The sequence below is a fragment of the Pseudomonas sp. MS15a(2019) genome (genome assembly GCF_013277805.1).
Classification (GTDB): Bacteria; Pseudomonadota; Gammaproteobacteria; order Pseudomonadales; family Pseudomonadaceae; genus Chryseomonas; species Chryseomonas benzopyrenica.
In genome coordinates, this window is the sequence record NZ_VBTN01000003.1 from 300,501 (window position 1) to 323,654 (window position 23,154).

General features: G+C 65.8%; 22 protein-coding genes. 17 read left to right on the plus strand and 5 right to left on the minus strand.

Annotation, left to right across the window (positions count from 1 at the left end):
- Nucleotides 1–118 precede the first annotated feature (118 nt).
- The 3 genes from FEZ61_RS04945 to mqo all read left to right on the plus strand — a co-directional run bounded on the left by FEZ61_RS04945 (nt 119) and on the right by mqo (nt 4,335).
- On the plus strand, nt 119–553 hold the full coding sequence (locus FEZ61_RS04945; protein WP_242455101.1) for a response regulator: 435 nt from the start codon (nt 119–121) through the stop codon (nt 551–553).
- 240 nt (nt 554–793) lie between these two features.
- Nucleotides 794–2,383: an ABC-F family ATPase gene (locus FEZ61_RS04950; RefSeq protein ID WP_173147549.1), complete on the plus strand. Its 1,590-nt coding sequence runs from the start codon at nt 794–796 to the stop codon at nt 2,381–2,383.
- 455 nt (nt 2,384–2,838) lie between these two features.
- Entirely contained in the window at nt 2,839–4,335 is a 1,497-nt protein-coding gene (gene mqo, locus FEZ61_RS04955; RefSeq protein WP_017640545.1) for a malate dehydrogenase (quinone), read from the plus strand.
- Between the two features lie 120 nt (nt 4,336–4,455).
- Here the strand turns inward: mqo and FEZ61_RS04960 are convergent, their stop codons facing one another.
- The 3 genes from FEZ61_RS04960 to FEZ61_RS04970 form a co-directional block, all read right to left on the minus strand.
- A complete protein-coding gene (locus FEZ61_RS04960; protein ID WP_017640544.1) occupies nt 4,456–6,252 on the minus strand; it encodes a gamma-glutamyltransferase family protein in 1,797 nt (598 codons plus the stop codon).
- Between the two features lie 75 nt (nt 6,253–6,327).
- Entirely contained in the window at nt 6,328–6,828 is a 501-nt protein-coding gene (locus FEZ61_RS04965; protein ID WP_017640543.1) for a DUF1294 domain-containing protein, read from the minus strand.
- Nucleotides 6,825–7,661 carry an undecaprenyl-diphosphate phosphatase gene (locus tag FEZ61_RS04970; protein WP_017640542.1) on the minus strand — a complete coding sequence of 279 codons (837 nt, stop codon included), beginning with the start codon at nt 7,659–7,661 and terminating at the stop codon, nt 6,825–6,827. The genes FEZ61_RS04965 and FEZ61_RS04970 overlap by 4 nt, the downstream gene beginning before the upstream one ends.
- Before the next feature lie 266 nt (nt 7,662–7,927).
- Here FEZ61_RS04970 and pnuC point away from each other — a divergent pair, with 266 nt between their 5' ends.
- From pnuC to FEZ61_RS04995, 5 genes are all read left to right on the plus strand, one after another.
- Entirely contained in the window at nt 7,928–8,491 is a 564-nt protein-coding gene (pnuC, locus tag FEZ61_RS04975; RefSeq protein WP_173148088.1) for a nicotinamide riboside transporter PnuC, read from the plus strand.
- Nucleotides 8,488–9,015, plus strand: coding sequence for an AAA family ATPase (locus FEZ61_RS04980; RefSeq protein ID WP_017640540.1), 528 nt, complete (start codon nt 8,488–8,490; stop codon nt 9,013–9,015). Before pnuC ends, FEZ61_RS04980 begins: the two co-directional genes overlap by 4 nt.
- Before the next feature lie 37 nt (nt 9,016–9,052).
- Complete coding sequence (locus FEZ61_RS04985; RefSeq protein WP_017640539.1) at nt 9,053–9,607, plus strand: Smr/MutS family protein; 555 nt, start codon at nt 9,053–9,055, stop codon at nt 9,605–9,607.
- A 63-nt stretch (nt 9,608–9,670) separates the two neighbouring features.
- The gene (gene folE, locus FEZ61_RS04990) at nt 9,671–10,219 is read left to right on the plus strand and encodes a GTP cyclohydrolase I FolE (RefSeq protein WP_017640538.1); all 549 of its coding nucleotides are present in this window, start codon (nt 9,671–9,673) and stop codon (nt 10,217–10,219) included.
- A gap of 64 nt (nt 10,220–10,283) precedes the next feature.
- Nucleotides 10,284–10,589 carry a putative quinol monooxygenase gene (locus FEZ61_RS04995; protein ID WP_017640537.1) on the plus strand — a complete coding sequence of 102 codons (306 nt, stop codon included), beginning with the start codon at nt 10,284–10,286 and terminating at the stop codon, nt 10,587–10,589.
- Nucleotides 10,590–11,133: 544 nt separating this feature from the next.
- On the opposite strand, the gene FEZ61_RS05000 is transcribed toward FEZ61_RS04995, so the two are convergent.
- A complete protein-coding gene (locus tag FEZ61_RS05000; protein ID WP_017640536.1) occupies nt 11,134–11,682 on the minus strand; it encodes an adenine phosphoribosyltransferase in 549 nt (182 codons plus the stop codon).
- A 208-nt stretch (nt 11,683–11,890) separates the two neighbouring features.
- On the opposite strand from FEZ61_RS05000, the gene FEZ61_RS05005 reads away from it, so the two are divergent.
- From FEZ61_RS05005 to rbsD, 6 genes are read left to right on the plus strand one after another with little or no spacing between them, the layout of a single operon-like run.
- Complete coding sequence (locus FEZ61_RS05005; RefSeq protein WP_173147551.1) at nt 11,891–12,847, plus strand: sugar ABC transporter substrate-binding protein; 957 nt, start codon at nt 11,891–11,893, stop codon at nt 12,845–12,847.
- Between the two features lie 16 nt (nt 12,848–12,863).
- On the plus strand, nt 12,864–14,420 hold the full coding sequence (locus FEZ61_RS05010; protein ID WP_017640534.1) for a sugar ABC transporter ATP-binding protein: 1,557 nt from the start codon (nt 12,864–12,866) through the stop codon (nt 14,418–14,420).
- A complete protein-coding gene (locus FEZ61_RS05015; RefSeq protein ID WP_017640533.1) occupies nt 14,417–15,394 on the plus strand; it encodes an ABC transporter permease in 978 nt (325 codons plus the stop codon). Before FEZ61_RS05010 ends, FEZ61_RS05015 begins: the two co-directional genes overlap by 4 nt.
- Nucleotides 15,394–16,413 carry a LacI family DNA-binding transcriptional regulator gene (locus FEZ61_RS05020; protein ID WP_017640532.1) on the plus strand — a complete coding sequence of 340 codons (1,020 nt, stop codon included), beginning with the start codon at nt 15,394–15,396 and terminating at the stop codon, nt 16,411–16,413. The genes FEZ61_RS05015 and FEZ61_RS05020 overlap by 1 nt, the downstream gene beginning before the upstream one ends.
- Nucleotides 16,403–17,311: a ribokinase gene (gene rbsK, locus FEZ61_RS05025; RefSeq protein ID WP_173147553.1), complete on the plus strand. Its 909-nt coding sequence runs from the start codon at nt 16,403–16,405 to the stop codon at nt 17,309–17,311. The genes FEZ61_RS05020 and rbsK overlap by 11 nt, the downstream gene beginning before the upstream one ends.
- On the plus strand, nt 17,308–17,712 hold the full coding sequence (gene rbsD / locus FEZ61_RS05030) for a D-ribose pyranase (RefSeq protein WP_017640530.1): 405 nt from the start codon (nt 17,308–17,310) through the stop codon (nt 17,710–17,712). Before rbsK ends, rbsD begins: the two co-directional genes overlap by 4 nt.
- Here the strand turns inward: rbsD and FEZ61_RS05035 are convergent.
- Nucleotides 17,709–20,573 (minus strand): EAL domain-containing protein, encoded by a 2,865-nt coding sequence (locus FEZ61_RS05035; RefSeq protein ID WP_201973581.1) that lies wholly within the window; start codon nt 20,571–20,573, stop codon nt 17,709–17,711. The two genes, rbsD and FEZ61_RS05035, sit on opposite strands and share 4 nt — an antisense overlap.
- 351 nt (nt 20,574–20,924) lie before the next feature.
- On the opposite strand from FEZ61_RS05035, the gene FEZ61_RS05040 reads away from it, so the two are divergent.
- From FEZ61_RS05040 to FEZ61_RS05050, 3 genes are all read left to right on the plus strand, one after another.
- Complete coding sequence (locus FEZ61_RS05040) at nt 20,925–21,437, plus strand: ferritin-like domain-containing protein (RefSeq protein WP_017640528.1); 513 nt, start codon at nt 20,925–20,927, stop codon at nt 21,435–21,437.
- A 39-nt stretch (nt 21,438–21,476) separates the two neighbouring features.
- Entirely contained in the window at nt 21,477–22,376 is a 900-nt protein-coding gene (locus FEZ61_RS05045; RefSeq protein WP_017640527.1) for a manganese catalase family protein, read from the plus strand.
- Between the two features lie 338 nt (nt 22,377–22,714).
- Nucleotides 22,715–23,137, plus strand: coding sequence for a hypothetical protein (locus FEZ61_RS05050; RefSeq protein ID WP_017640525.1), 423 nt, complete (start codon nt 22,715–22,717; stop codon nt 23,135–23,137).
- Nucleotides 23,138–23,154 lie beyond the last annotated feature (17 nt).

The window sequence follows — 23,154 nt, forward strand, 5'->3', positions numbered from 1 at the left end:
GCCTTCGGGCGGAGACGCCGTCCCGGTTGGCAAGTCCATACCCCGAGTAATCGCCAGTCTTTTCGGGCCATTGGCCAGCAGCCTGGCCTGCGCCTGACTAGACTCCAGGGATCCTCCCATGCCGGATTGCCTGCCTATGGATACCCCGACCCGCTATGCCAGCCCCGCGAATCTGCTCGCGGTCGTTTCGGAAGATGAGCTGCTGCTGCAAGCCCTGGTACGCGAGGTGCTCAAGCAGGAAGGCTTCCATGTGGAAACCTTTGGCACCGCCGACGCCGCCCTGCAATTTCTGGAGCTGCACTGGCAGCAGGTGAACGTCGTGGTGTCGAACGTGCGGATGCCCGGCGTGATCGATGGCGTGCAACTGGCCAAGATCGTCAGCGAGCGTTGGCCCGCGGTGCCCTTCGTCTTGATGTCCGGCTACGCCGGCTTGAGAAATGATATCCCGTCCGGGGTGCCCTTCCTGCACAAGCCGTGGACGCTGGATCAACTGACCGAAGCCGTCTGGAAGGTGGTACCCCGGCCAGACTTCCCCGGCCCCGCCGCCAGTTAGTCCAGCGACAGCCAGCCGCCGCCTGCCCCGTACAAACCACCTCGCAGCTATGCCACAATAGGCGGCATGTCGGGCGCCGCCCGCCTTTACCGCAGCCCAGCCAGGCCGCCGCGCAATGTCGCTGCCCATTGACCCTGCCCGCTGGAGCTCTGCCCATCCGACCGGAACGCCCTGTCCAAGCCGCTTGCCGGCCCGGACAGCGGCCGAGCTCCGGTCTGAAACCCCTTACAGGTACCCCCTTTGATCTCCACCGCTAACATCACCATGCAGTTTGGCGCCAAGCCGCTGTTCGAGAACGTGTCCGTCAAATTCGGCAACGGCCATCGCTACGGCCTGATCGGCGCCAACGGCTGCGGCAAGTCCACCTTCATGAAGATTCTCGGGGGCGATCTCGAACCCACCGGCGGCCAGGTGATGCTCGAACCCAACGTACGCCTGGGCAAGCTGCGCCAGGATCAGTTCGCCTATGAAGACTGCACGGTCATCGATACCGTGATCATGGGCCACGCCGAGCTGGCCAAGGTCAAGGCAGAGCGCGACCGCATCTACGCCCTGCCGGAAATGAGCGAAGACGACGGCATGGCCGTGGCCGAACTGGAGGTCCAGTTCGCCGAATACGACGGCTACACCGCGGAAGCGCGGGCGGGCGAGTTGCTGCTCGGCCTGGGCATCCCCCAGGACCAGCACTTCGGCCCCATGAGCGCCGTTGCCCCCGGCTGGAAGCTGCGGGTGCTGCTGGCCCAGGCGTTGTTCTCCGATCCGGAACTGCTGCTGCTCGACGAACCGACCAACCACCTGGACATCAATACCATCCGCTGGCTGGAAGGCATCCTGGTCGCGCGCAACAGCACCATGATCATCATCTCCCACGATCGCCACTTCCTGAACAGCGTCTGCACCCACATGGCCGACCTGGATTACGGTGAGCTGCGCCTGTTCCCCGGCAACTACGACGAGTACATGACCGCCGCCACCCAGGCCCGCGAGCGCCTGCTGTCGGACAACGCCAAGAAGAAGGCCCAGATCGCCGAACTGCAGCAGTTCGTCAGCCGCTTCTCGGCCAACGCCTCCAAGGCCAAGCAGGCCACCAGCCGGGCGCGCCAGATCGACAAGATCCAGCTGGACGAGGTCAAGCCGTCCAGCCGCGTCAGTCCGTTCATCCGCTTCGAGCAGTACAAGAAGCTGCACCGCCAGGCGGTGACCCTGGAAAACGTCACCCAGGGCTTCGACGGCACCCCGCTGTTCAAGCGCCTGGGCCTGCAGATCGAAGCCGGCGAGCGGGTCGCCATCATCGGCCCCAACGGCATCGGCAAGACCACCCTGCTGCGCACCCTGGTGGGCGAGATGGCGCCACAGAGTGGCGAGGTGAAGTGGACCGACAGCGCCGACGTCGGCTATTTCGCCCAGGACCACGCCGAGGACTTCGCCGACGACGTCACCCTGTTCGACTGGATGGGTCAATGGACCCAGGGCGGCGAGCAGATGGTCCGCGGCACCCTGGGTCGCATGCTGTTCTCCAGCGACGACATCCAGAAGTCGGTCAAGGTCATCTCCGGTGGCGAGCAGGGTCGCATGCTGTTCGGCAAGCTGATCCTGAAGAAGCCCAACGTGCTGGTGATGGACGAACCCACCAACCACCTGGACATGGAATCCATCGAGGCGCTGAACCTGGCACTGGAAAATTATCCGGGCACCCTGATCTTCGTCAGCCACGACCGTGAATTCGTCTCCTCCCTGGCCACCCGCATCCTCGACATGAGCGAGACCAGCGTGGTGGATTTCAGCGGCAGCTACGACGACTACCTGCGCAGCCAGGGCATCAACGGCTGACCCCAGGGTTCGTGTAGTGGGTCGCGCAACCCACTACACGAACAAAATAGATGGTGCCCTAAGCAGTTACCCTAGGTATCATTTCGCACCGAAACGGGTACTCGACCAGGATCGCCGCGATCATCACCTATCGTTTGCGCCGGGAGACCAGGGGTCTCCTGCCACGTCTCGTAACACGTAGCGCCCCCTTCCGGCACGCTCGACGGGTTCCCTTTCGCATACTGATCTCCCCGCCTGGCATCGGCCTCTGCCGATCCGCCAGAACGGTCGGCCCCAACCTAATAAATCAGAACATTGCCGGACGGCCGCTGTCGCAACTGACTGCCATGCCCTACCGGTTGCTCGCCCCTGCCTGTCCGTCCGTGGTCAGTCCGGGGTTGCCCAACTCGAGGTCGGGCTCCGACGCCCGCTCTCCCTCAGGTGTAAAGCGAGACACTGTCTCAGGAGTACGATGAATGCACAGTGGTAACGAAGAGTCGGATTTCGTTTTCGTCGGCGCGGGAATCATGAGTGCGACCCTGGCGGTCATGCTCAAGGAGCTGGAGCCCACGAGTACCGTCGAGGTACTCGAACTGCTCGACGTAGGCGCGGCGGAGAGTTCCAACCCCTGGAACAACGCCGGAACCGGCCATGCGGCCCTCTGCGAGTTGAACTACACGCCGGAAAAGGCGGACGGCAGCATCGACGTCACCAAGGCCCTCAGCATCAACGGCATGTTCGAGGCCTCCAGGCAATTCTGGTCCTACCTGGTCGAGGAAGGTCACTTCGGCTCGCCGCGCGCCTTCATCAGCCCGGTGCCGCACATGTCCTTCGTCCATGGTGCCAAGGACATGGCCTTCCTGCGCAAGCGCTACGAGGCCCTCAAGGACCACGCCTGCTTCGACGGCATGGAGTATTCCGAGGATCACGCCAAGCTGCGCGAGTGGATGCCCCTGGTGATGGAAGGCCGGCCGGCCACCGAAGCCGTGGCCGCGACCCATGTGGCCGGGGGTACCGACGTCAACTTCGGCGCCCTGACCATGAGCCTGCTCGGTCACCTGCAGACCCGTCCCGGCACCCAGGTCCGCTACAACCAGAAGGTGGTGGACCTGACCCGCGAGGCCGACCAGCGCTGGCGCCTGACCATCGAGGACAGTCGTTCCGGTGCCACCCGCACCCTGATCGCCAAGTTCGTCTTCCTCGGCGCCGGTGGTGCGGCCCTGCCGCTGCTGCAGAAGTCCGGCATCCCCGAGGGCGCCGGCTACGGTGGCTTCCCGGTGAGCGGCCAGTGGCTGCGCTGCGACGATCCGCACATCGTCGAACGGCACCAGGCCAAGGTCTACGGCCTGGCCGGCGTCAACTCGCCGCCGATGTCGGTCCCGCACCTGGACACCCGCGTGGTGGATGGCAAGAAGTCCCTGCTGTTCGGGCCCTTCGCCGGCTTCACCACCAAGTTCCTCAAGCGCGGATCCTTCCTCGACCTGCCCAAGTCGATCAAGTCGGGCAACATTGGCCCCATGCTCGCCGTGGCGCGTGACAACATGCCGCTGACCCGCTACCTGGTCGGCCAGGTGCTGCAATCCTTCGACCAGCGCGTCGAGGAACTGCGCGCCTTCTACCCGGCCGTGCGCAAGCAGGACTGGCGCCTGGAAGTGGCCGGCCAGCGGGTGCAGATCATCAAGAAGGACCCGCAGAAAGGCGGCATCCTGCAGTTCGGCACCGAGATCGTCGCTTCCGGTGACGGCACCATCGCCGCCCTGCTGGGCGCCTCCCCAGGTGCTTCCACCTCGGTGTCCATCATGCTGACCCTGGTCGAGCGCTGCTTCCCGAGCCGCTACCAGAGCGAAGAGTGGCAGGCCAAGCTGCGCAAGATGTTCCCCTCCTTCGGTCACAAGCTGGCCGAAGAGCCGGAGCTGCTGCGGGAAGTACGGGAGCGCACCACCCGCGTGCTGCAACTCGACCAGCCGGCGTGACACCCCCTGGATGGCCCACTGGCGGCCATCCCTGCTCCTGACGCCCCCACCCCAGCAAAACCGCCCCCTCTCCCTCTGGGAGAGGGCTGGGGTGAAGGGCTATCGCCCTCCGACGCCTGCCTAATCCCCCAGCGCCGCGCCCTCCCGTCTTGGGTCCGCGCCCCCCTGCCAGCCTGATCCCATCCGGCGAATGACCTGGATGCCACTGGTCATCTCGTCTTCGCGTACCTGGTGCCCACGCTGCTTCAGTGCCTGGCGCAAGGCCGGGGTGGTCTCGCCGCGCTCCAGCTCGGTGGGGCCGTTACGGCTGCCGAAATTCGGCAGGCCCGCAGCCGCCTGGGGATCCAGCTGCCAGTCCAGCAAGCCGACCAGGGTCTTGACCACATAGCCGGCAATCTGCGAACCGCCCGGCGAGCCCAGGGCCGCCAGCAGCTCGCCACTCTGGCGGTCGAACACCAGGGTTGGCGACATGGTCGAGCGCGGTCGCTTGCCCGGCTCCACCCGGTTGGCCACCGGCAGGCCCTTCTCCCGCGGCACGAAGGAAAAGTCCGTCAGCTGATTGTTGAGCATGAAGCCCTTCACCATCAGGTGGGAGCCGAAGTAGCTCTCCACCGTGGTGGTCATGGACAGGGCGCCACCCCAGGCATCCGCCGCCACCACCTGGGAGGTGGAGATGCGCAGTGGCGAGCGATCCGGTGCCCAGGCCAGGGTCGGGCCGGGTGGGACCCCCGGCGCGGCCTTGCCCAGGCTGCGCTCACCGACCTGCTGCGCACGACTGGCCAGATACCCGGGATCGAGCAGCCCCTTGACGTTGACCGGCACCAGCTCCGGATCGGCTACGTACTGGGCGCGATCGGCATAGGCCAGGCGCTCGGCCTCGGCGATCAGGTGCACGGCTTCGGGACGCGGCTCCTGGCCCGCCGGCAGCGCGGTCGGTACTGGCCGCAACGGCGCCAGGGCCCAGGCCGGATCACGGGCTTCCAGGGCCTGGAGAATGCCCAGGGTCTGGGCCACGGTGATGCCGCCGGCGGGCGGCGGCATGCCGCAGACGCGCCAGCGCTGGTAGTCGGTGCACAGCGGCGTGCGCGTCCTGGCGCGATAGCCGGCCAGGTCCTGAAGACTCAGGCTGCCGGGATTGGGGCTCTCCTGCACGGCGCTGGCGATGGCCTGGGCCAGGTCGCCGCGATAGAGCGCTCCGGCGCCCTCCCGGGCGATCAGCGCCAGGGTATCGGCCAATTCCGGGTTGCGCAGCCGGGTACCCACGGGCTTCACCTGCCCCTGGGCATCCAGATAGAGCGCGGCCATGCCGGGTGACTGCTTGAGGAAGGGGTCGTGGAGCAGTTGGTTATGCAGCCGCGGCGACAACGGGAAACCCTCCCGGGCCAGGCGGATGGCCGGCTCGAACAACACCCGCCAGGCCAGCTTGCCGTGGTCGCGATGCGCCAGTTCCAGCGCGCGCAACACCCCGGGCACCCCGACCGAGCGCCCGCCGATGCGGGCCTCCTCGAAGGCCATGGGGCTGCCATCCGCACGCAGGAAGAGCTGTTCCGTAGCACCTGCCGGGGCGGTTTCGCGACCGTCGTAGGCCTGAACCTTGCGACCGTCCCAGTAGAGCAGGAAGGCACCGCCGCCGATTCCCGAGGATTGCGGCTCGACCAGGGTCAGGACCGCCTGCATGGCGATGGCGGCATCGATGGCCGAGCCACCCTGCCGCAGGATCTCCCGCCCGGCCTCGGCTGCCAGCGGATTGGCCGCCGCCGCCATCTGCCGGGTGGCTTCGCTGGCCGTCAGCCCGGGCCGATAGCCGGAGCCAGCCTCGGGGGCGACGGGCAAGGAGGTCTCGCGGCTGTGGCTACAGGCCGCCAGGGTCAGGGACAGGAACAGGGGCGTGAGGATCGACAGAGGGGTTCGCAACATGGGGCTCCTGGGCAACGGGCGGCATTCGCCCGCCTAGCCTAGCCCATCACCTGCAGCCATGCCGCCTGCCTGACCTCAGAACGGCAGATGACGGTGAAGCAGGCCGCCGCAGAGCACGTCCAGCCACAGCAGCTGATGCAGGGCGACGATGGCGAAGAACACCAGGCGAAAACTCAGCTTGACCGTCTTGTGGCGGAAGCGCTGCTGGGCGATCAGGGCACCCGGCCAGCCACCGAGCAGCTCGCCCAGGTGCAGGACCCGCTCCGGCACGCGCCAGCCCTTGTCGCGGGCGCGCTGCTTGTCGTGCTTGTAGAGCAGGTAGGTGACCACGCTGGCCAGCAGGTAGAGCGGCAGTGGCCAGAGCACCCCATGGCCGAAGGCCAGGGACAGCATGCCCACCAGCGGCAGGATGAAGACGGCGATCTGCAGCAGCGCGAGCATGTCCTGCCGGGCGATGGCCGCGCGTTGCTCATAGGGCGTCAGCGCCCCCGCCCGTTTGCTGGTCTTGGGGGGCGCTTTCTGCCCAGACGCACGAGCCGGCTGGCGCCGGCTCTGCTGTTCCTTCTCGGGCTTCACCCGGCCGCCTTGGCCGCGTTCCAGTCGATCCAGCCGAATTGCCAGGTGGCCAGGATCAACAGTCCGAAGACGATACGGTACCAGCCGAACACCTCGTAGCTGTGGTTGCCGATGAACTTCAGCAAGGCCTTGACCGCCAGCATGGCGAAGATGAAGGAGGTGATGAAGCCGACCCCGAACACCAGCACATCGCTGGCAGTGAACAGATGACGGTACTTGTACACCGAGTAGACGGTCGCGCCGACCATGGTTGGCATGGCCAGGAAGAAGGAGAACTCGGTGGCCGCCTTGCGCGACAGACCGAACAGCAGGCCGCCGATGATGGTGGAACCGGAGCGCGAGGTGCCCGGAATCATCGCCAGGCACTGGGCGCAGCCGACCTTGAGGGCGTCATGCCAGCGCATGTCGTCCACCTCTTCCACGCGGATGCGATGGGTACGCTTTTCCGCCCAGATCATGATCACGCCGCCGATCACCAGGGCGAAGGCCACGGTGATGGGATTGAACAGGTATTCGTGGATCAGGTCACCAAGGATCACGCCCAGCACCGCAGCGGGCAGAAAGGCGACGATCAGGTTGCCGGTGAACCGCTGCGCATAGGACTTGCGCGGCAGATCGGTGACGATCTCGAAGACCTTGAAGCGGTATTCCCAGACCACGGCCAGGATGGCCGCCAGCTGGATGATGATATTGAAGGCGATGGCCCTTTCCCCGCCGAAGCCGATCAGATCGGCGACGACGATCTGGTGGCCGGTACTGGAAATGGGCAGGAACTCGGTGATGCCCTCGACGATCCCCAGAATCAGCGCCTGCAAGGCACTCCATAGGTCCATGGTATTACTCCATCCAAGTGAAACATTTGCAGGTAGCCGGGTCCGAAGACGCCGGCGGCAACGGGGTTCGAACCGTGACGCTCCGCAGGGCGTGGCCCTTCGCGGTACCCAGGACAGCTCATGCTGTGGTGGTCGCCCGGCACCTTACCAGAGCGAGACCGGTTGAAGAGACCGATAGACGGCCATTAGGTGCCGTACAATGACGAATCGAATCTTTCCGGATGTGAAGCATGTCGTTTCTGGAGTCGCTCACCACCCTGCTGGGCATGTCGCCCGTGGAGCTGCTGGCCGCCGTTCTCGGGGTGATCGCCGTCTGGCTGACGGTGCGCCAGAACATCTGGGCCTGGCCCATCGGCCTGGTGACGGTGGTGCTCTACGCCTGGATCTTCCTGGAGGTGAAGCTCTATTCCGACATGTTGCTGCAGTGCATCTATGCGGTGCTGCAGCTCTATGGTTGGTGGCAATGGCTGCGGGGCGGCCAGCAACACCAGGGTCGGGTGGTCAGCTCGCTCACCACCCGACCGCTGCTGGCCGGTCTGGCCGTTGGCGCCCTGGGTAGCCTGGTCCTGGGCTACCTCATGGGCACCCACACCGATGCCGCCCTGCCCTGGCTGGATGCCGCGCTCACCGGTTTCAGCCTGGTCGCCCAGTTCTGGATGGCGCAGAAGCGCCTGCAGTGCTGGGTACTGTGGTTCGTGCTGGACGTCATCTATGTGGGCCTCTTCTATTACAAGGGCCTCTACCCCACCGCCATCCTCTATGCGGTCTTTGTCGGTCTGGCCGCCTACGGCTGGCTCGACTGGCGCCGAGCCCTGGCGACCGCACGATGAAAGTGGTGGTGCTGACCGGCCCCGAATCGAGTGGCAAATCGTGGCTGACGACGGTTCTCGCCGAGCGCTTCGGCGGGGTCCGGGTGGATGAGTACGTCCGCGAATACTGCGAGCGGCACGGCACCGATACCTGCCTGGCGGACGTGGATGTCATCGCCCGCGAGCAATTGCACCGCGAGGACCGGGCACGCGCGAGCGCACCGGCGCTCCTGCTGCTCGACACCCACCTGCTGAGCAACCTGCTGTGGAGTCGATTGCTGTTCGGCGCCGCGCCCGACTGGCTGGAGCCGGCCCTGCTGGCGCGCCGCTATGACCTGCACCTGCTGCTCGATCCTCGCGACGTCGCCTGGCAGGACGACGGTCAGCGCTGCCAACCGGAGCTCGCCGAGCGCTTGGCGTTCTTCGCGCAGTGCCGGGACTGGCTGCAGGCCCATGGCCAGCCGGTGCTGGAAATCGCCGGCGACTGGCCCGAGCGGCAAAGGGCCGCGCTGGCTGCGGTGAGCCGATTGCTGCACGACGCCTGACCCGCCGGTAGAATGACGCCCTGTACCGGAGAACGCCATGCACGACGACGATGCCTCTTTCGCCGACTTCACCCGCGGGATCCGTCCGCTCAAGCAGGATCGCGCCGACACCGGCAAGTCGCGCGCCGACCTGGGCCAGATCGCCCAGCGCCGCGCGGATGCGACCAAGACCACGACCGCTACCCGGGTCGACGGCCTGAGCGATGCCTTCGTCATCGACGTGGGCGCCGAGGACGAACTCTACTGGGGCCGCGATGGCGTCCAGGACACCCAGCTACGTCGCCTCAAGGGCGGCCAGATTCCCTTCGAGGGCAGCCTGGACCTGCACGGCATGACCGTGGAAAGGGCCCGGGAAACCCTCTGGGACTTTCTCGCCGAGGCCACTCGCCTGGAAATCCGCTGTGTGCGCATCACCCATGGCAAGGCCGCGCGCCTGGATGGGCGCCGACCGCTGATCAAGAGCCACGTCAATACCTGGTTGCGCCAGCATCCGCAGGTACTGGGCTTCACCTCCTGCCTGCCCCGCCACGGTGGGACCGGCTCGCTTTATGTCTTGCTCAAGCGCACCATGCTCGAAGGTCGCGACGAGTGATCCTGTGACTCGGGTGACGTCTCATCCGAGCGCCAACTTCCTTATCGACAAACAGGAACCCAAATGTCTCTCGAACAGCACTACTCCTCGATCCTGACCGGACTCGGCGAAGACATCAGCCGTGAGGGGCTGGTGGACACACCCAAGCGCGCGGCCAAGGCCATGCAGTACCTCTGCCGCGGCTACAGCCAGACGCTGGAAGAAGTGGTGGGCGACGCGCTCTTCACCTCGGACAACAGCGAGATGGTGCTGGTCAAGAACATCGAGCTGTATTCCCTGTGCGAGCACCACATGCTGCCCTTCATCGGCAAGGCCCATGTTGCCTACATGCCCAAGGGCAAGGTGCTGGGCCTGTCCAAGGTGGCGCGGGTGGTCGACATGTTCGCCCGCCGCCTGCAGATCCAGGAAAACATGACCCGGCAGATCGCCGAGGCCATTGAGCAGGTCACCGGCGCCGCCGGGGTCGCGGTGGTCATCGAGGCGCAGCACATGTGCATGATGATGCGTGGCGTGGAAAAGCAGAATTCCTCCATGGTCACCTCGGTGATGCTCGGCCAATTCCGCGCCAACGACGCTACCCGTGCGGAATTCCTTGGCCTGATCAATCGCTGAGACCGGTACGACGTCCGCTATCCTGAAGGGTCGAAACCTCAACCCTTCAGGAGACTTGTCCATTATGACGGACGTCCACAGCCTTACCCTGTTCCGAGCCCAACCCGAACGCTCCCAGGCGCTGGGTGCCCACCTGCTGGATCTGGCCGCGGTGGCGGTCAAGGACGAGGGCTGCCTGGACTATCGGGTATTCCAGGGCAGCGAGGACGGCGATCTCTGGGTGGTCCAGGCCCGCTGGACCTCGATCGCCGCCCAGGACGGACACTTAAACCAGCCGCACACCCTCGCCTTTCTGGACGAGCTGCCCAAGTTGGCGGACGAAGTGGATCTGTATCCGCTGGAGCCGAGAAAGCCGACGGCTGAGCTTTGATCAGAGGCTGCCAGGATTGCGATAAATCGTAGGTTGGGCTGAGGCGGCTCTTTCGTCGAAGCCCAAACGGGGCCGGTGCCGGGGCAAGAGCTGTTGGGCTTCGCTGCGCTCAACCCAACCTACGGTATCCGTAGCAGGATCGTAGGTTGGGCTGAGACGGCTCCATCGTCGAAGCCCAACAGGGCCAGCTGAGTCAAACCCTGTTGGGCCTCGCTGCGCTCAACCCAACCTACGGTGCCCGTAGCAGGACCGTAGGTTGGGCTGAGACGGTTCTATCGTCGAAGCCCAACAAGACTGGCGCCGAGGCAAGAGCTGTTAGGCTTCGCTGCGCTCAACCCAACCTACGATTCGAGCAACCCGTTACGGCCATGGCGGTCCGCCGAGGCGGACGCTCCGGCATCGCAAGGTGTTGCCCTTCGCGTACGGACACCATGGAAGGTGCCAGCAGGACGTTGAGGTACGACGGCGTTATCGCGGCCATGGGCCGCTCCTACCGTCGTGCGCTACCCGTAGGAGCGGTCCATGGCCGCGATCAATCGCAAACTCAATACTCGGACAGCGCGAAGCTCGTCAGGGCGAAGGTGGGGATGCCGGCCGCTTCCAGGCGCTTGGAGCCGCCCAGTTCGGGCAGGTCGACGATGGCGGCAGCTTCGTGGACCTCGGCGCCCAGGCGGCGGATCAGGTTGCCGGCGGCGACCAGGGTACCGCCGGTGGCGATGAGGTCATCGACCAGCAGCACCGAATCACCGGCGCCGACGCTGTCCTTGTGTACCTCGATCACCGAGTCGCCGTATTCGGTGCTGTAGACCTCGGTCAGCAGCTCGGCCGGCAGTTTGCCCTGCTTGCGGAACAGCACCAGTGGCTTGCCCAGCTCATAAGCCAGGATCGGACCGATGAGGAATCCGCGCGCATCCAGCGCCCCGACGTGGGTGAAGGACGCCGAGCGATAGCGCTCCAGCAATTCCGCCATGACGGCGCGCAGGCCTTCGGGCGACTGGAACAGCGGCGTGATGTCCCGAAAGATCACCCCCGGCTTGGGAAAATCGGGCACGGCGCGGATGAGGGATTTCAGGGCGGATTCGGAAAAGGACATGGCAGAGACTCTCGGGCGCCGGGCGCCTGGTTGAATACGATTGCCCAGTATACCGGGGCCCGCACGGCCGGGGCCAACCAGCCGTCCTTGGGAGCTGAATCGATTCATGTAGTGACCTGGATTGACAGCTACCAATGGGACGGACATCCTTCGCTACGCGCAAACGTTTGCGTGACCACAAAAACCATAAGAATTCGGAGATCCTCCTATGCTGGCCTTTCGCCCTGCCCGCCTGCTGGCGGCTATCGCTCTCGCCTCCGCTTCGCTGATCCTGCCGCTCACCGCCAGTCATGCCACGGCCGCCGAAAAGCCCAAGGTCGCGCTGGTCATGAAGTCCCTGGCCAACGAGTTCTTCCTGACCATGGAAGACGGCGCCAAGACCTACCAGAAAGAGCATTCCGCCGACTTCGACCTGATTTCCAACGGGATCAAGGACGAGACCGATACCTCCAGCCAGATCCGCATCGTCGAGCAGATGATCGTGTCCAAGGTCGACGCCCTGGTCATCGCCCCGGCCGACTCCAAGGCACTGGTTCCGGTGCTGAAGAAGGCCAGCGACGCCGGCATCAAGGTGGTCAACATCGACAATCGCCTGGATCCGGAGGTGCTCAAGTCCAAGTCCCTGGACATCCCCTTCGTCGGCCCCGACAACCGCAAGGGCGCACGCCTGGTGGGCGAGTACCTTGCCAAGCAGCTCAAGCAGGGTGACCAGGTCGGCATCATCGAGGGCATCTCCACCACCACCAACGCCCAGCAGCGCACCGCAGGCTTCAAGGACGCCATGGAAGCGGCCGGCATGAAGATCGTCGGCGTGCAATCCGGCAATTGGGAAATCGACAAGGGCAATGCCGTCGCCGCGGCCATGCTCAACGAATACCCCGACCTCAAGGCCCTGCTGGCCGGCAATGACAGCATGGCGCTGGGCGCCGTCTCCGCCGTGCGTGCCGCGGGCAAGAAAGGCCAGGTGCAGGTGGTCGGCTACGACAACATCAAAGCCATCAAGCCGATGCTCAAGGACGGTCGCATCCTCGCCACCGCCGACCAGTATGCCGCCAAGCAGGCCGTGTTCGGGATCGAAGCCGCGCTCAAGCTGGTCAAGGGCGAGCCCACCGGTGCCAAGGACGGGGTGATCGAGACGCCGGTCGAACTCGTCACCCAGCCCTGATCCGAGGAGAGCCCCCATGTCGTCCGAGGTCATCCTCAGCGCCCGTGACATCGGCAAGACCTATGCACAGCCGGTACTCGGCGGCGTGGACCTGGAGTTGCGCGCTGGCCAGGTGCTGGCGCTCACCGGGGAAAACGGCGCCGGTAAAAGCACCCTGTCCAAGATCCTCTGTGGCCTGGTGCAACCCACCACCGGCGAACTGAGCTTTCTCGGCCGACCCTATGCCCCGGGCAGCCGCCGCGAAGCGGAGGCCCAGGGGGTGCGGATGGTCATGCAGGAGCTCAACCTGCTGCCTACCCTCACCGTGGCGGAAAATCTCTTTCTCGACCGCCTGCCCCGCCGCCTGGGCTGGATCGACCGGCGCCAGTTGCGCGAACAGGCGCGGCTGGCCATGGCCCAGGTCGGCCTGGAGTCCATCGATCCGGATACACCCATCGCCGAACTGGGCGTGGGTCATCAGCAGATGGTGGAGATCGCCCGCAACCTGATCGGCGACTGCCGAGTGCTGATCCTCGACGAGCCCACCGCCATGCTCACCTCCCGCGAGGTGGACCTGCTGTTCGAGCAGATCGAGCGCCTGCGTGCCCGCGGCGTGGCGCTGGTCTACATCTCCCATCGCCTGGAAGAACTCAAGCGCATCGCCCAGCAACTGGTGGTCTTGCGCGATGGCCGCCTGGTGGCCGATGCGCCCATGGCGCACTACGACATCGACCAGATCGTCAGCCTCATGGTAGGTCGCGATCTCGGCGAGCACCTGGACATGGGCGAGCGCCGCTTTGGACCACCCTTGCTGGAAGTCCAGGGCCTGACTCGCGCCGACAAGGTCCAGGACGTCTCCTTCAGCGTCCGCGCCGGCGAGATCTATGGCATCTCCGGGCTCATCGGTGCCGGTCGCACCGAGTTGCTGCGGCTGATCTTCGGTGCCGACCGTGCCGATTCCGGCGCGGTGCGCCTGGCCGGCAAGCCGGTCGACCTGGGGTCACCGGCCAAGGTGGTACGTCAGGGCATCGCCCTGATCACCGAGGATCGCAAGGGCGAAGGCCTGCTGCTCAGCCAGCCGATCAGCGCCAACCTGGCCCTGGGCAACATGGCCAAGGTCGCCCAGCAGGGCCTGGTCAGCGGTACACGCGAAGCGGCCCTGGCAGAGCGCCATATCAAGGGCATGCGCATCCGCTGCAACGGTGGCAGCCAGCCGGTGGGCGAACTCTCCGGTGGCAACCAGCAAAAGGTGGTCATCGGGCGCTGGCTCGAACGCGATTGCCAGGTGCTGCTGTTCGACGAACCCACGCGCGGCATCGACGTCGGCGCCAAGTTCGAGATCTATGGCCTGCTGGCCGAACTCACGCGCCAGGGCAAGGCCTTGGTGGTGGTCTCCAGCGACCTGCGCGAGCTGATGCTGATCTGCGATCGCATCGGTGTGATCTCCGCCGGCCGCCTGGAAGCGACCTTCGACCGTCATGACTGGGACCAGGAGCGGCTGCTGGCCGCCGCCTTCGCCGGCTATCGCTCCCGCGAAGCTCTGCTGGAAGAACCCGTCCCGCCGCAAACCCTTTCTCAGGAAGCCATTCGATGAGCAGTCTTCCCGTCACCTCCGCCCGACGTGCCTTCGGCCTCGGCCTGGGCACCTACGTCGGCCTGGCCGCCGCCCTGCTGGCGATGATCGTGCTGTTTTCCCTGCTGAGCAGCCACTTTCTCTCCTACGCCACCTTCACCACCCTGGCCAACCAGATCCCCGATCTGATGGTGCTCGCGACCGGGATGACCTTCATCCTGATCATCGGCGGCATCGACCTCTCGGTGGGTTCGGTGGTCGCCCTGGCCGCCGCCGTGGTCAGCGTCGCCACCCTGGAATGGGGTTGGGGCATCCTGCCAGCCGCCGCCCTGGGCATGCTGGCCGCGGCCCTGACCGGCACCCTCACCGGCAGCGTCACCGTGGCCTGGCGCATCCCCTCCTTCATCGTCTCCCTGGGCGTGCTGGAGATGGCTCGCGGCGCCGCCTACCAGCTGACCGATTCGCGCACCGCCTATATCGGCGATGCCTACGCCTGGTTGTCGACGCCCTTCGCCTTCGGCATCTCGCCCTCCTTCGTCATCGCCCTGCTAGTGATCGTGGTCGCGCAGCTGCTGCTGACCCGCTCGGTGCTCGGGCGCTACCTGATCGCCATCGGCACCAACGAGGAAGCGGTGCGCCTGGCTGGGATCAATCCCAAGCCCTACAAGGTCATCGTCTTCGCCCTCATGGGCCTGCTGGCGGGCCTCGCCGCGCTGTTCCAGATCTCCCGTCTGGAAGCCGCCGACCCCAACGCCGGCGTCGGCCTGGAACTGCAGGTGATCGCCGCCGTGGTGATCGGCGGGACCAGCCTCATGGGTGGGCGCGGCTCCGTGATCAGCACCTTCTTCGGCGTGCTGATCATCTCGGTGCTGGCCGCGGGCCTGGCCCAGATCGGCGCCAGCGAGCCGACCAAGCGCATCATCACCGGCGCGGTCATCGTGGTCGCCGTGATCCTCGACACCTACCGCAGCCAGCGCGCCAAGAGCAAGGGCTGATGGCGACCATCAAGGATGTCGCCGCCCGTGCCGGCATCTCATACACCACGGTCTCCCATGTGGTGAACAACAGCCGCCCGGTCAGTCCGGGCGTGCGGGAAAAGGTCGAGGCGGCCATCGCCGAACTGGGCTACGTACCCAGTGGCGTGGCCCGCTCCCTGCGCAGCCGTGCCACCGGCACCTTTGGCGTGCTGGTGCCCAATGCGGTCAACCCCTACTTCGCCGAACTGGCCCGCGGCATCGAAGATCACTGCGAGCGCCAGGGCTACAGCGTCATCCTCTGCAATTCCGATGACGATGCCGACAAGCAGCTGCGCTATCTGCGGGTGCTCAAGGAGCGGCGGATCGATGGCCTGGTGGTCGCCACCGTGGACGGCGATCCGCGCTTCGCCCGGGCCCTGGCCAGCCTACGCATCCCGCTGGTGCTGGCCGACCGGCCGCTGGAGGGCGTCCAGGCCGCGCATATCCGCATCGATCACCACCAGGGCGGTCTGCTCGCCACCCGCCACCTGCTGGAACTCGGCCATCGCCGGATCGCCTGCATCGGCGGCCCGGCCGATTCCCCGGTCGCCAGCGAGCGGATCACCGGCTACCAGGAGGCCCTGGCGCAAGCCGGCGTCGCGCCTGGCGCCATCCAGCGCTGCCCCTTCACCGCCGCGGCCGGTCATGCCGCCGCCCGCGCGTGGCTGGCCCAGCCAGAGCGCCCGACCGCGATCTTCGCCGGCAACGACACCATCGCCCTGGGCGTGCTGCGCGCCGCCGCCGAGCAGGGTCTGAGCGTCCCCGCCCAGCTCTCGGTGGTAGGGTTCGACGACATCGAGCTCAGCCGCTATCTCTACCCCGCCCTCACCACCATCGGCCAGTCGATCCGCGATCTCGGCGAGCGCGCCGCCCAGCTGCTGCTGGCGCGCCGCGAGACGGTCGGCAGCCCTTCCACCCACGACATCGCCGTACCCCGACTGGTGCTGCGCGAATCCACCGCGGCGCCCCCTGCTCTGGAGACCTCCCATGCACCCTGACGTCGTCGTCATCGGCAGCCTCAACATGGACCTGGTGGTGCGCGCTCCGCGCCTGCCCAAGGGCGGCGAGACCCTCGCCGGCCATACCTTCACCACCGCACCCGGCGGCAAGGGCGCGAATCAGGCCGTCGCCGCGGCACGCCTGGGCGCCCGGGTCGCCATGATCGGCTGCGTCGGCGCCGATCCCTACGGCGACTTCCTCACCCGCAGCCTGCTGCAGGAAGGCATCGACTGCCGGGGCGTCTCGGTGGCGCCCGAGGTGCCCACCGGCATCGCCTCCATCCTGGTGGATGACCAGGGCCAGAACGCCATCGTCATCGTCGCCGGTGGCAACGGCGAATTGTCCGCCGCGCAGCTGCAGGCCCAGGAGACCCTGCTGGACCAGGCCAAACTGGTGATCGCCCAGCTGGAAGTCCCCCTGGCCACCGTGGGAGACGCCCTCGCCCGCGCCCATGCCCTGGGCAAGACGGTGATCCTCAACCCCGCGCCCGCCACCGGCCCGCTGCCGGCCGAGTGGTACGCCCATATCGACTACCTGGTGCCCAACGAAAGCGAAGCCAGCCTGCTGACCGGGCTGCCGGTGGAAAATCTGGAGCAGGCCGAGGTCGCCGCGCGCCAGCTGGTCGCCGCCGGTGCCCGCCAGGTGCTGCTGACCCTGGGCAGCCAGGGTCTGCTGCAGGTCACCGCAGACAGCTGTCGTCACCATCCGGCCACTGCGGTCAACGCGGTGGACACCACCGCCGCTGGCGATACCTTCCTCGGCGGCTTCGCCGCTGGCCTTGCGGAGGGGTTGAGCGTGGAGGCGGCCATCGCCCTCGGCCAACAGGCCGCCGCCATCGCCGTCACCCGCCCAGGCGCCCAGCCGTCCATTCCCACCCGCCAGGAGCTCGCCCGGTGAAGAAAACCGCTCTGCTCAACATCGCCCTGTCCCAGGCCGTGGCCAGTCTCGGCCATGGCGATCTGGTGGTCATCGGTGACGCCGGCATGCCGGTGCCGCCGGGTACGCCGCTGGTCGATCTGGCCGTCACTCCGGGCGTACCGGATTTCCTCAGTGTGCTGCAGGCGCTGCTCAGCGAGATGCAGGTGGAAAGCCATCTGCTCGCCGAGGAAACCCTGAAGGTCCAGCCGCCGGCGCTGGCCGAACTGGAACGCCTGAACGCCGACGGCGCCCTTGGCAGTCGCCGCCTCGTGTCCCACGACGAGTTGAAGACCCTGTGCCGCCAGGCTCGGGTGCAGGTTCGCACCGGCGAGTGCCAGCCTTACACCAACCTGATCCTGGTCGCCGGCGTCACCTTCTAGCCAGCCGCCCCGGCCAGCAGCCGGCGGGTCGCCAGCAGATCCAGCGGACGGGCGAACAGATAGCCCTGGGCATGGCGCGCGCCCATGTTCTTGAGCAGTTGCAGCGCCTGGGCGTCCTCGACGCCCTCGGCGACCACGTCCAGCCCCAGGGACTCGGCCATGCGCACGATGGCGCGGACGATGGCGACACTGCGTGCGCTGTCGGCGAGGCGCAGCACAAAGGACTTGTCGATCTTGAGGCCGCGAAAGCGATACTCATGGACATAGCCGAGCGACGAAAAGCCCGCGCCGAAATCATCCAGCACCACCGATACGCCCTGTAGATCCAGCGCCTCCATGGCGGCCTTGGCGCGCTCGGGTTCAGCGACCAGGGCCCCTTCGGTCAACTCCAGGCAGATCCGCGACGGCGCCACGCCGTGCGTGGCCAGGATGTTCAGTACCTCGTCGGCGAATTCCGGGCGCACGATGCTGTAGCTGGAGCAGTTGACGTGGACCACCGGCCAGTGGGCATGGGCCGGCTCGGCCAGGATGGCGGCGATCCGCGTCAGCATGTAGGTATCCAGCCGACCGATCAGCCGCAGGCCTTCCAGTTCGGGTAGAAAGGCGCCGGGCGCCAGCACGCTGCCGTCCGGCTGCCGCCAGCGGATCAACGCCTCCAGCGCCGCCACGCGGCCGGTCGTGACCTCGATGATCGGCTGGAAGAAGGGTTCCAGTTCGTCGCCGTTCTTCAGCGCCTTGCGCAGCGCACCCTCGCGCACCACCTGGTCGGACACCACCTGGCGCAACTCCTGGTTGAACACCGCGAAGTTGTCGCGCCCGCCCTGTTTGACCCGGTACATGGCGGTGTCGGCATCGCGCAGCAGATCGTCCGGCTGGCGATGCAGACTCGCATCGGCCACCACGATGCCGATGCTGCAGGAGGCGAACAGGCTGTGGTCGTCGATCACCAGTGGCCGGTCGAAGGCCTCGATGATCCGCTGGGCGATGGCCACCGGCGATTCCAGCCCACCACCGGGCACCAGGATGGCGAATTCGTCACCGCCCAGCCGTGCCAGCAGATCGGTTTCCCGCAGGCAACTGGACAGCCGCTGCCCGGCCGCGACCAGCAGCAGGTCGCCGAAGGGGTGGCCGAACTGGTCGTTGATGCGCTTGAACCTGTCCAGATCGAGAAACATCACCGCCAGGCCGGTGCCATCGCGCTCCAACGCCGCCCAGAGGCCGGCCAGGCGTTGCTGGAAGAAGCTGCGGTTGGGCAGCCGGGTCAGGGCATCGTGGTTGTTCTCGTACAGCAGTCTGGCATTGGCATCGTCCAGCGCCCGGGTCCGTTCCTGGACCCGGACCTCCAGCGCCTGGCGTGACTGCTGGATGGCTTCCGCCGCGCTGCGCCGGGACAAGGCGGTATCGATATGGCGTGAAACGAAGGTGAGCAGCTCCTGGTCGCGTTGGCTGTAGTAGACGTCTTCGCGATAGCTCTGCACCGCCAGCACCCCGCGGACCTGCTTGCCGTCATAGAGCGGGATGCCCAGCCAGGAGCAGGCTTCGGGGGTACCCTCGACCGGGGTGATCTCCCCCTCTTCGATCAGTCGATGCGCCTTGTGCCGATCGATGATGCAGGGTCGCCGCTGGCGGATGGTGTATTCGGTGTAACCCCGGGTGCCGCGCCGGGTGACGGGCGCCGTGGTACGGCGCTCATCGGCGAAATAGGGAAAACTCACCTCGCCGGACAGGTCGTCGTAAAGGGCGATGTAGAAATTGTGCGCATAGAGCAGCTCACCCACGACCCGGTGCAGGCCGCCCAGCAACTCGGTCATGTCGGTGCTGGCGCTGGACAGCTCGGCGATGCGGAACAGCGCCGCCTGCAGTTGCTCGGCGCGCTCGCGCTCGGCGATCTGTTCACGCAGCCGGGCGTTGACTTCGGACAGCTCCTGGGTGCGCTGCCCCACGGTGGCCTCCATGTCTTCGCGCCGCAGGATGCGATCCAGCGCCATGGCCACGTCGCGGGCGATCACCTGGAACAGCGCCTGATCCTCAGGGCCGTAGCGGCGTTCGCGGTCGTAGACCTGCAGGCTGAGCACGCCAAAGGTCCGATCAGCGCCATCCTTGAGCGGAATGCCCATCCAGAACTCCGGAACCGAGCCCTGGCAATAGTAGGGGCCGTTGGTCTGGGCCGCCTCCATGGCCTCTTTGGGTAGTAGCAAGGGCTCGCCATGCAGGAGCACATAGGCGGTCAAGCTCGGTTGCGCCCGATCCAGTGGCTCGAAGGAGCCCGGTTCAGGCGGACTCTCGTCGCGCTGGTCGAAATAATAGGGATAGTGGATCTGGTCAGCGTCCGGATCGAGCAGCGCCAGACAGAGGTTTTCCGCGTCGATCAGGGTCACCAGCAGTTCATGGGTGCGCTGCATGAACAGCTGCCGATCCACCGTCGAGCTGGCCAGATAGGTGATGTCGTAGAGCACCTGCTGGATGGCCTGGGCCCTTTGCAACTGCAGGCGCTGCAGCACGAAGCCGAATCTCAGGGCCAAGGCGGCGAAATCGGTACGGTCGTCCGGACGGGCCAGCAGCCAGCCCAGGGGCGTCGGTCCATTGCCGGTGGGATGACAGCTGAGCGAGGCCTGGACGCAGAGCTGCGCCAGCTCCTGATCGTCGAGCAACGCCGGCCAGGCACTGGCGCCACTACCGGTGGCCATGCACGACCAGTTGCCGCGACGCTGGTACCAGGCCCAGTCCGCATCGGCCGCCGCCGCGCAGAGTTGCGCGATGATCTGCTCCGCCTCCAGGCCCTGGGCATTCGGATCCGGCCAGCGTTCCTCCAACGGCTTGGTCGAGCGTGCGCCAGACTGCTGTTCCTTGGGCCCCTTCATGCTGACTCCTTCCCTTGCATCCACCGGATCCTGACACAGATGTCTGCCTCTCCGGCAAGTACGGGGTGAACGGTTTTCCTAGGGGCGCGAACGGCAAAGATATTACTAAACCCAAAATTGACTGGGACAAGAGTTGTACAGCCGGAGGGTCGTTGTCCAACAACCAGCCCTGCCAGACGACCCTTTGCCGCTGGGCTTGTAGAACAAAATCCCTGGCCCTTTTCCATCGATCAGAAAGACCGCCGTCCCGCGAATCTCTTGCTAGCCGCCCCCCACTAATAAGCAGACAGAACGCAATCTGGCGGGGCCTTCCGGCCCGTTGTCGCCTCTCTCTACGACCAGGAGTTTTCCATGACGGCTTCCAAGCAAGACAACCTGATCGACTGGCTGCGTGACGCCCATGCCATGGAAGAACAGGCCGAGAAAATGCTTTCCGCCCAGGCCGCGCGGCTGGAGCACTATCCGCAACTGCGCCAACGCATCGAGCAGCACATCAAGGAAACCCAGGAGCAACGCCAGGTCCTCGAAGGCTGCCTGAGCCGCCTCGGCAGCAGCGCCTCGACGCTCAAGGACATGGGTGGCAAGTTGATGGCACTGGGTCAGGCGATTGGCGGTGCGCCCATGAGCGACGAGGTCATCAAGGGCGCCATCGCCGGTTATGTCTTCGAGAACATCGAAATCGCCACCTACACCACGTTGATCGCCGCCGCTGCCGAGATCGGTGATACCGAAACGCAGCAAGCCTGCGAACGCATCCTCGAACAGGAGAAGGCCATGGCGGCCTGGTTGCTGGAAGACCTGCCCGTCACCACCAGAGCCTTCCTGGAACGCTCCGCCGATCCCGATCTGACCGCGAAGCGCTGAACTACCCCGTGTTACCCGTGACTAGCCCCTGGAGGTTACATGTTCGTCCATAATAAGCGACTGCAATATACCGTGCGCGTGTCCGAACCCAATCCCGGCCTCGCCAACCTGATGCTGGAACAATTCGGCGGCCCCCAAGGCGAACTCGCCGCCGCCATGCGCTACTTCACCCAGGCGATAGCCGAGCTCGACCCGGGCCGCAAGGACATGCTGTTCGACATCGCCACCGAAGAACTCAGCCACCTGGAAATCATCGGTTCGATGATCGCCATGCTGAACAAGGGCGCCAAGGGCGACCTGGCGGAAAAGACCCAGGAAGAAGCGGACATGTACCGCTCTCTGACCGGTGCCGGCAATGACTCCCACCTCACCCAGATCCTCTACGGTGGCGGCCCGCAACTGATCAACTCGGGCGGGGTGCCCTGGACTGCGGCCTATATCGACACCGTCGGCGAACCGACCATCGACCTGAGGTCCAACATCGCTGCCGAAGCCCGGGCCAAGATCGTCTACGAGCGCCTGATCAACGTCACCGACGATGCGGGTATCAAGGACACCCTGAGCTTTCTGATGACGCGCGAGATCGCCCACCAGAAATCCTTCGAGAACGCCCTGCACTCCATTCAACCAAACTTTCCCCAGGGCAAGATGCCGCCACGACCGGAATTCGCCAGCGTCTACTACAACATGTCGCAGGGTGAAGGCGACATGCGCGGTCCCTGGAATCAGGGTCAAGACTGGGAGTTCGTGGAGCAGCCCGCTCCTGCCGTGGATGGTGGCGACGGCCTGGCCAGCGTCAAGCTGCCACCCATGCAGGCCAAGGCGGTGGAGCAACTGGCAACCCGCACGATGTCGGACCCCAGCGCAGCCCCGGTGACCGGTGCCGACCTGGGTGCCGGCCTGGCCAAGCAGCTCGACAAGAACCGTCTCAACGAGTGATGCCGATGCGGCGACACCCCTGGGGTGTCGCCGCCTTCACCCCACCAATGACCTTCCGTCGGCCAGTCTGCGCCGATTCGCCTTCCGCAAGAACCTGGCCATTTGCCATCGGTCCTACTGCCGTCATCGTAGTAGGGAAAGCCCTGATGGAAGATTATCTCCTGGCGTTCGCCATGGTCGTCCTGACCACCTTGTTCATAGGTCTCACTACCGTCGGTCTGGTGGAATTCGCCTGATGGCGCTTTGCCGCCTTTTGCGCTGAACATTTGTTCAGCGGTGCAGTCTGCCGCTGTGCATTGATGCCATCACGTCTTACCGACGTAGCCAGGGACGCCACCATGAAACGCCACGCCTATGCCTTAGCCCTCGTTGCAGCCGCCGTCTGCAGCGCACCCGCCTTCGCCATGGATCAGGATGCCCTGCAATTCGAGCAGGCCAGCATGATCGCCTTCAAGAGTTGCGCGAACAAGGCGGTGATCGCCGGTACCCGCATCGGCGACACGGCCCGTTTCTCCGATACCGACAGCTGCGTAGCCCAGGCGCTGTCGCAGATCGAACCGGCCTATCAGAAGGCTCTGACCTCTCTGCAGAACAATGGCACCGCCCGGCGCTGCCTGCAGACCTACTACAGCAACTGGCGCACGCTGATGAAATCGCTACCGGAGCTGCAGTCCAAGCCGCCGTCCTCGGTCCTGCTGACCGCCAACGGGGGTGAGCGCCGACTCAACCAGTACTGGCAATTCGTGGTCAGCGCTCGCTGATCACGCCCCGGCGCCCA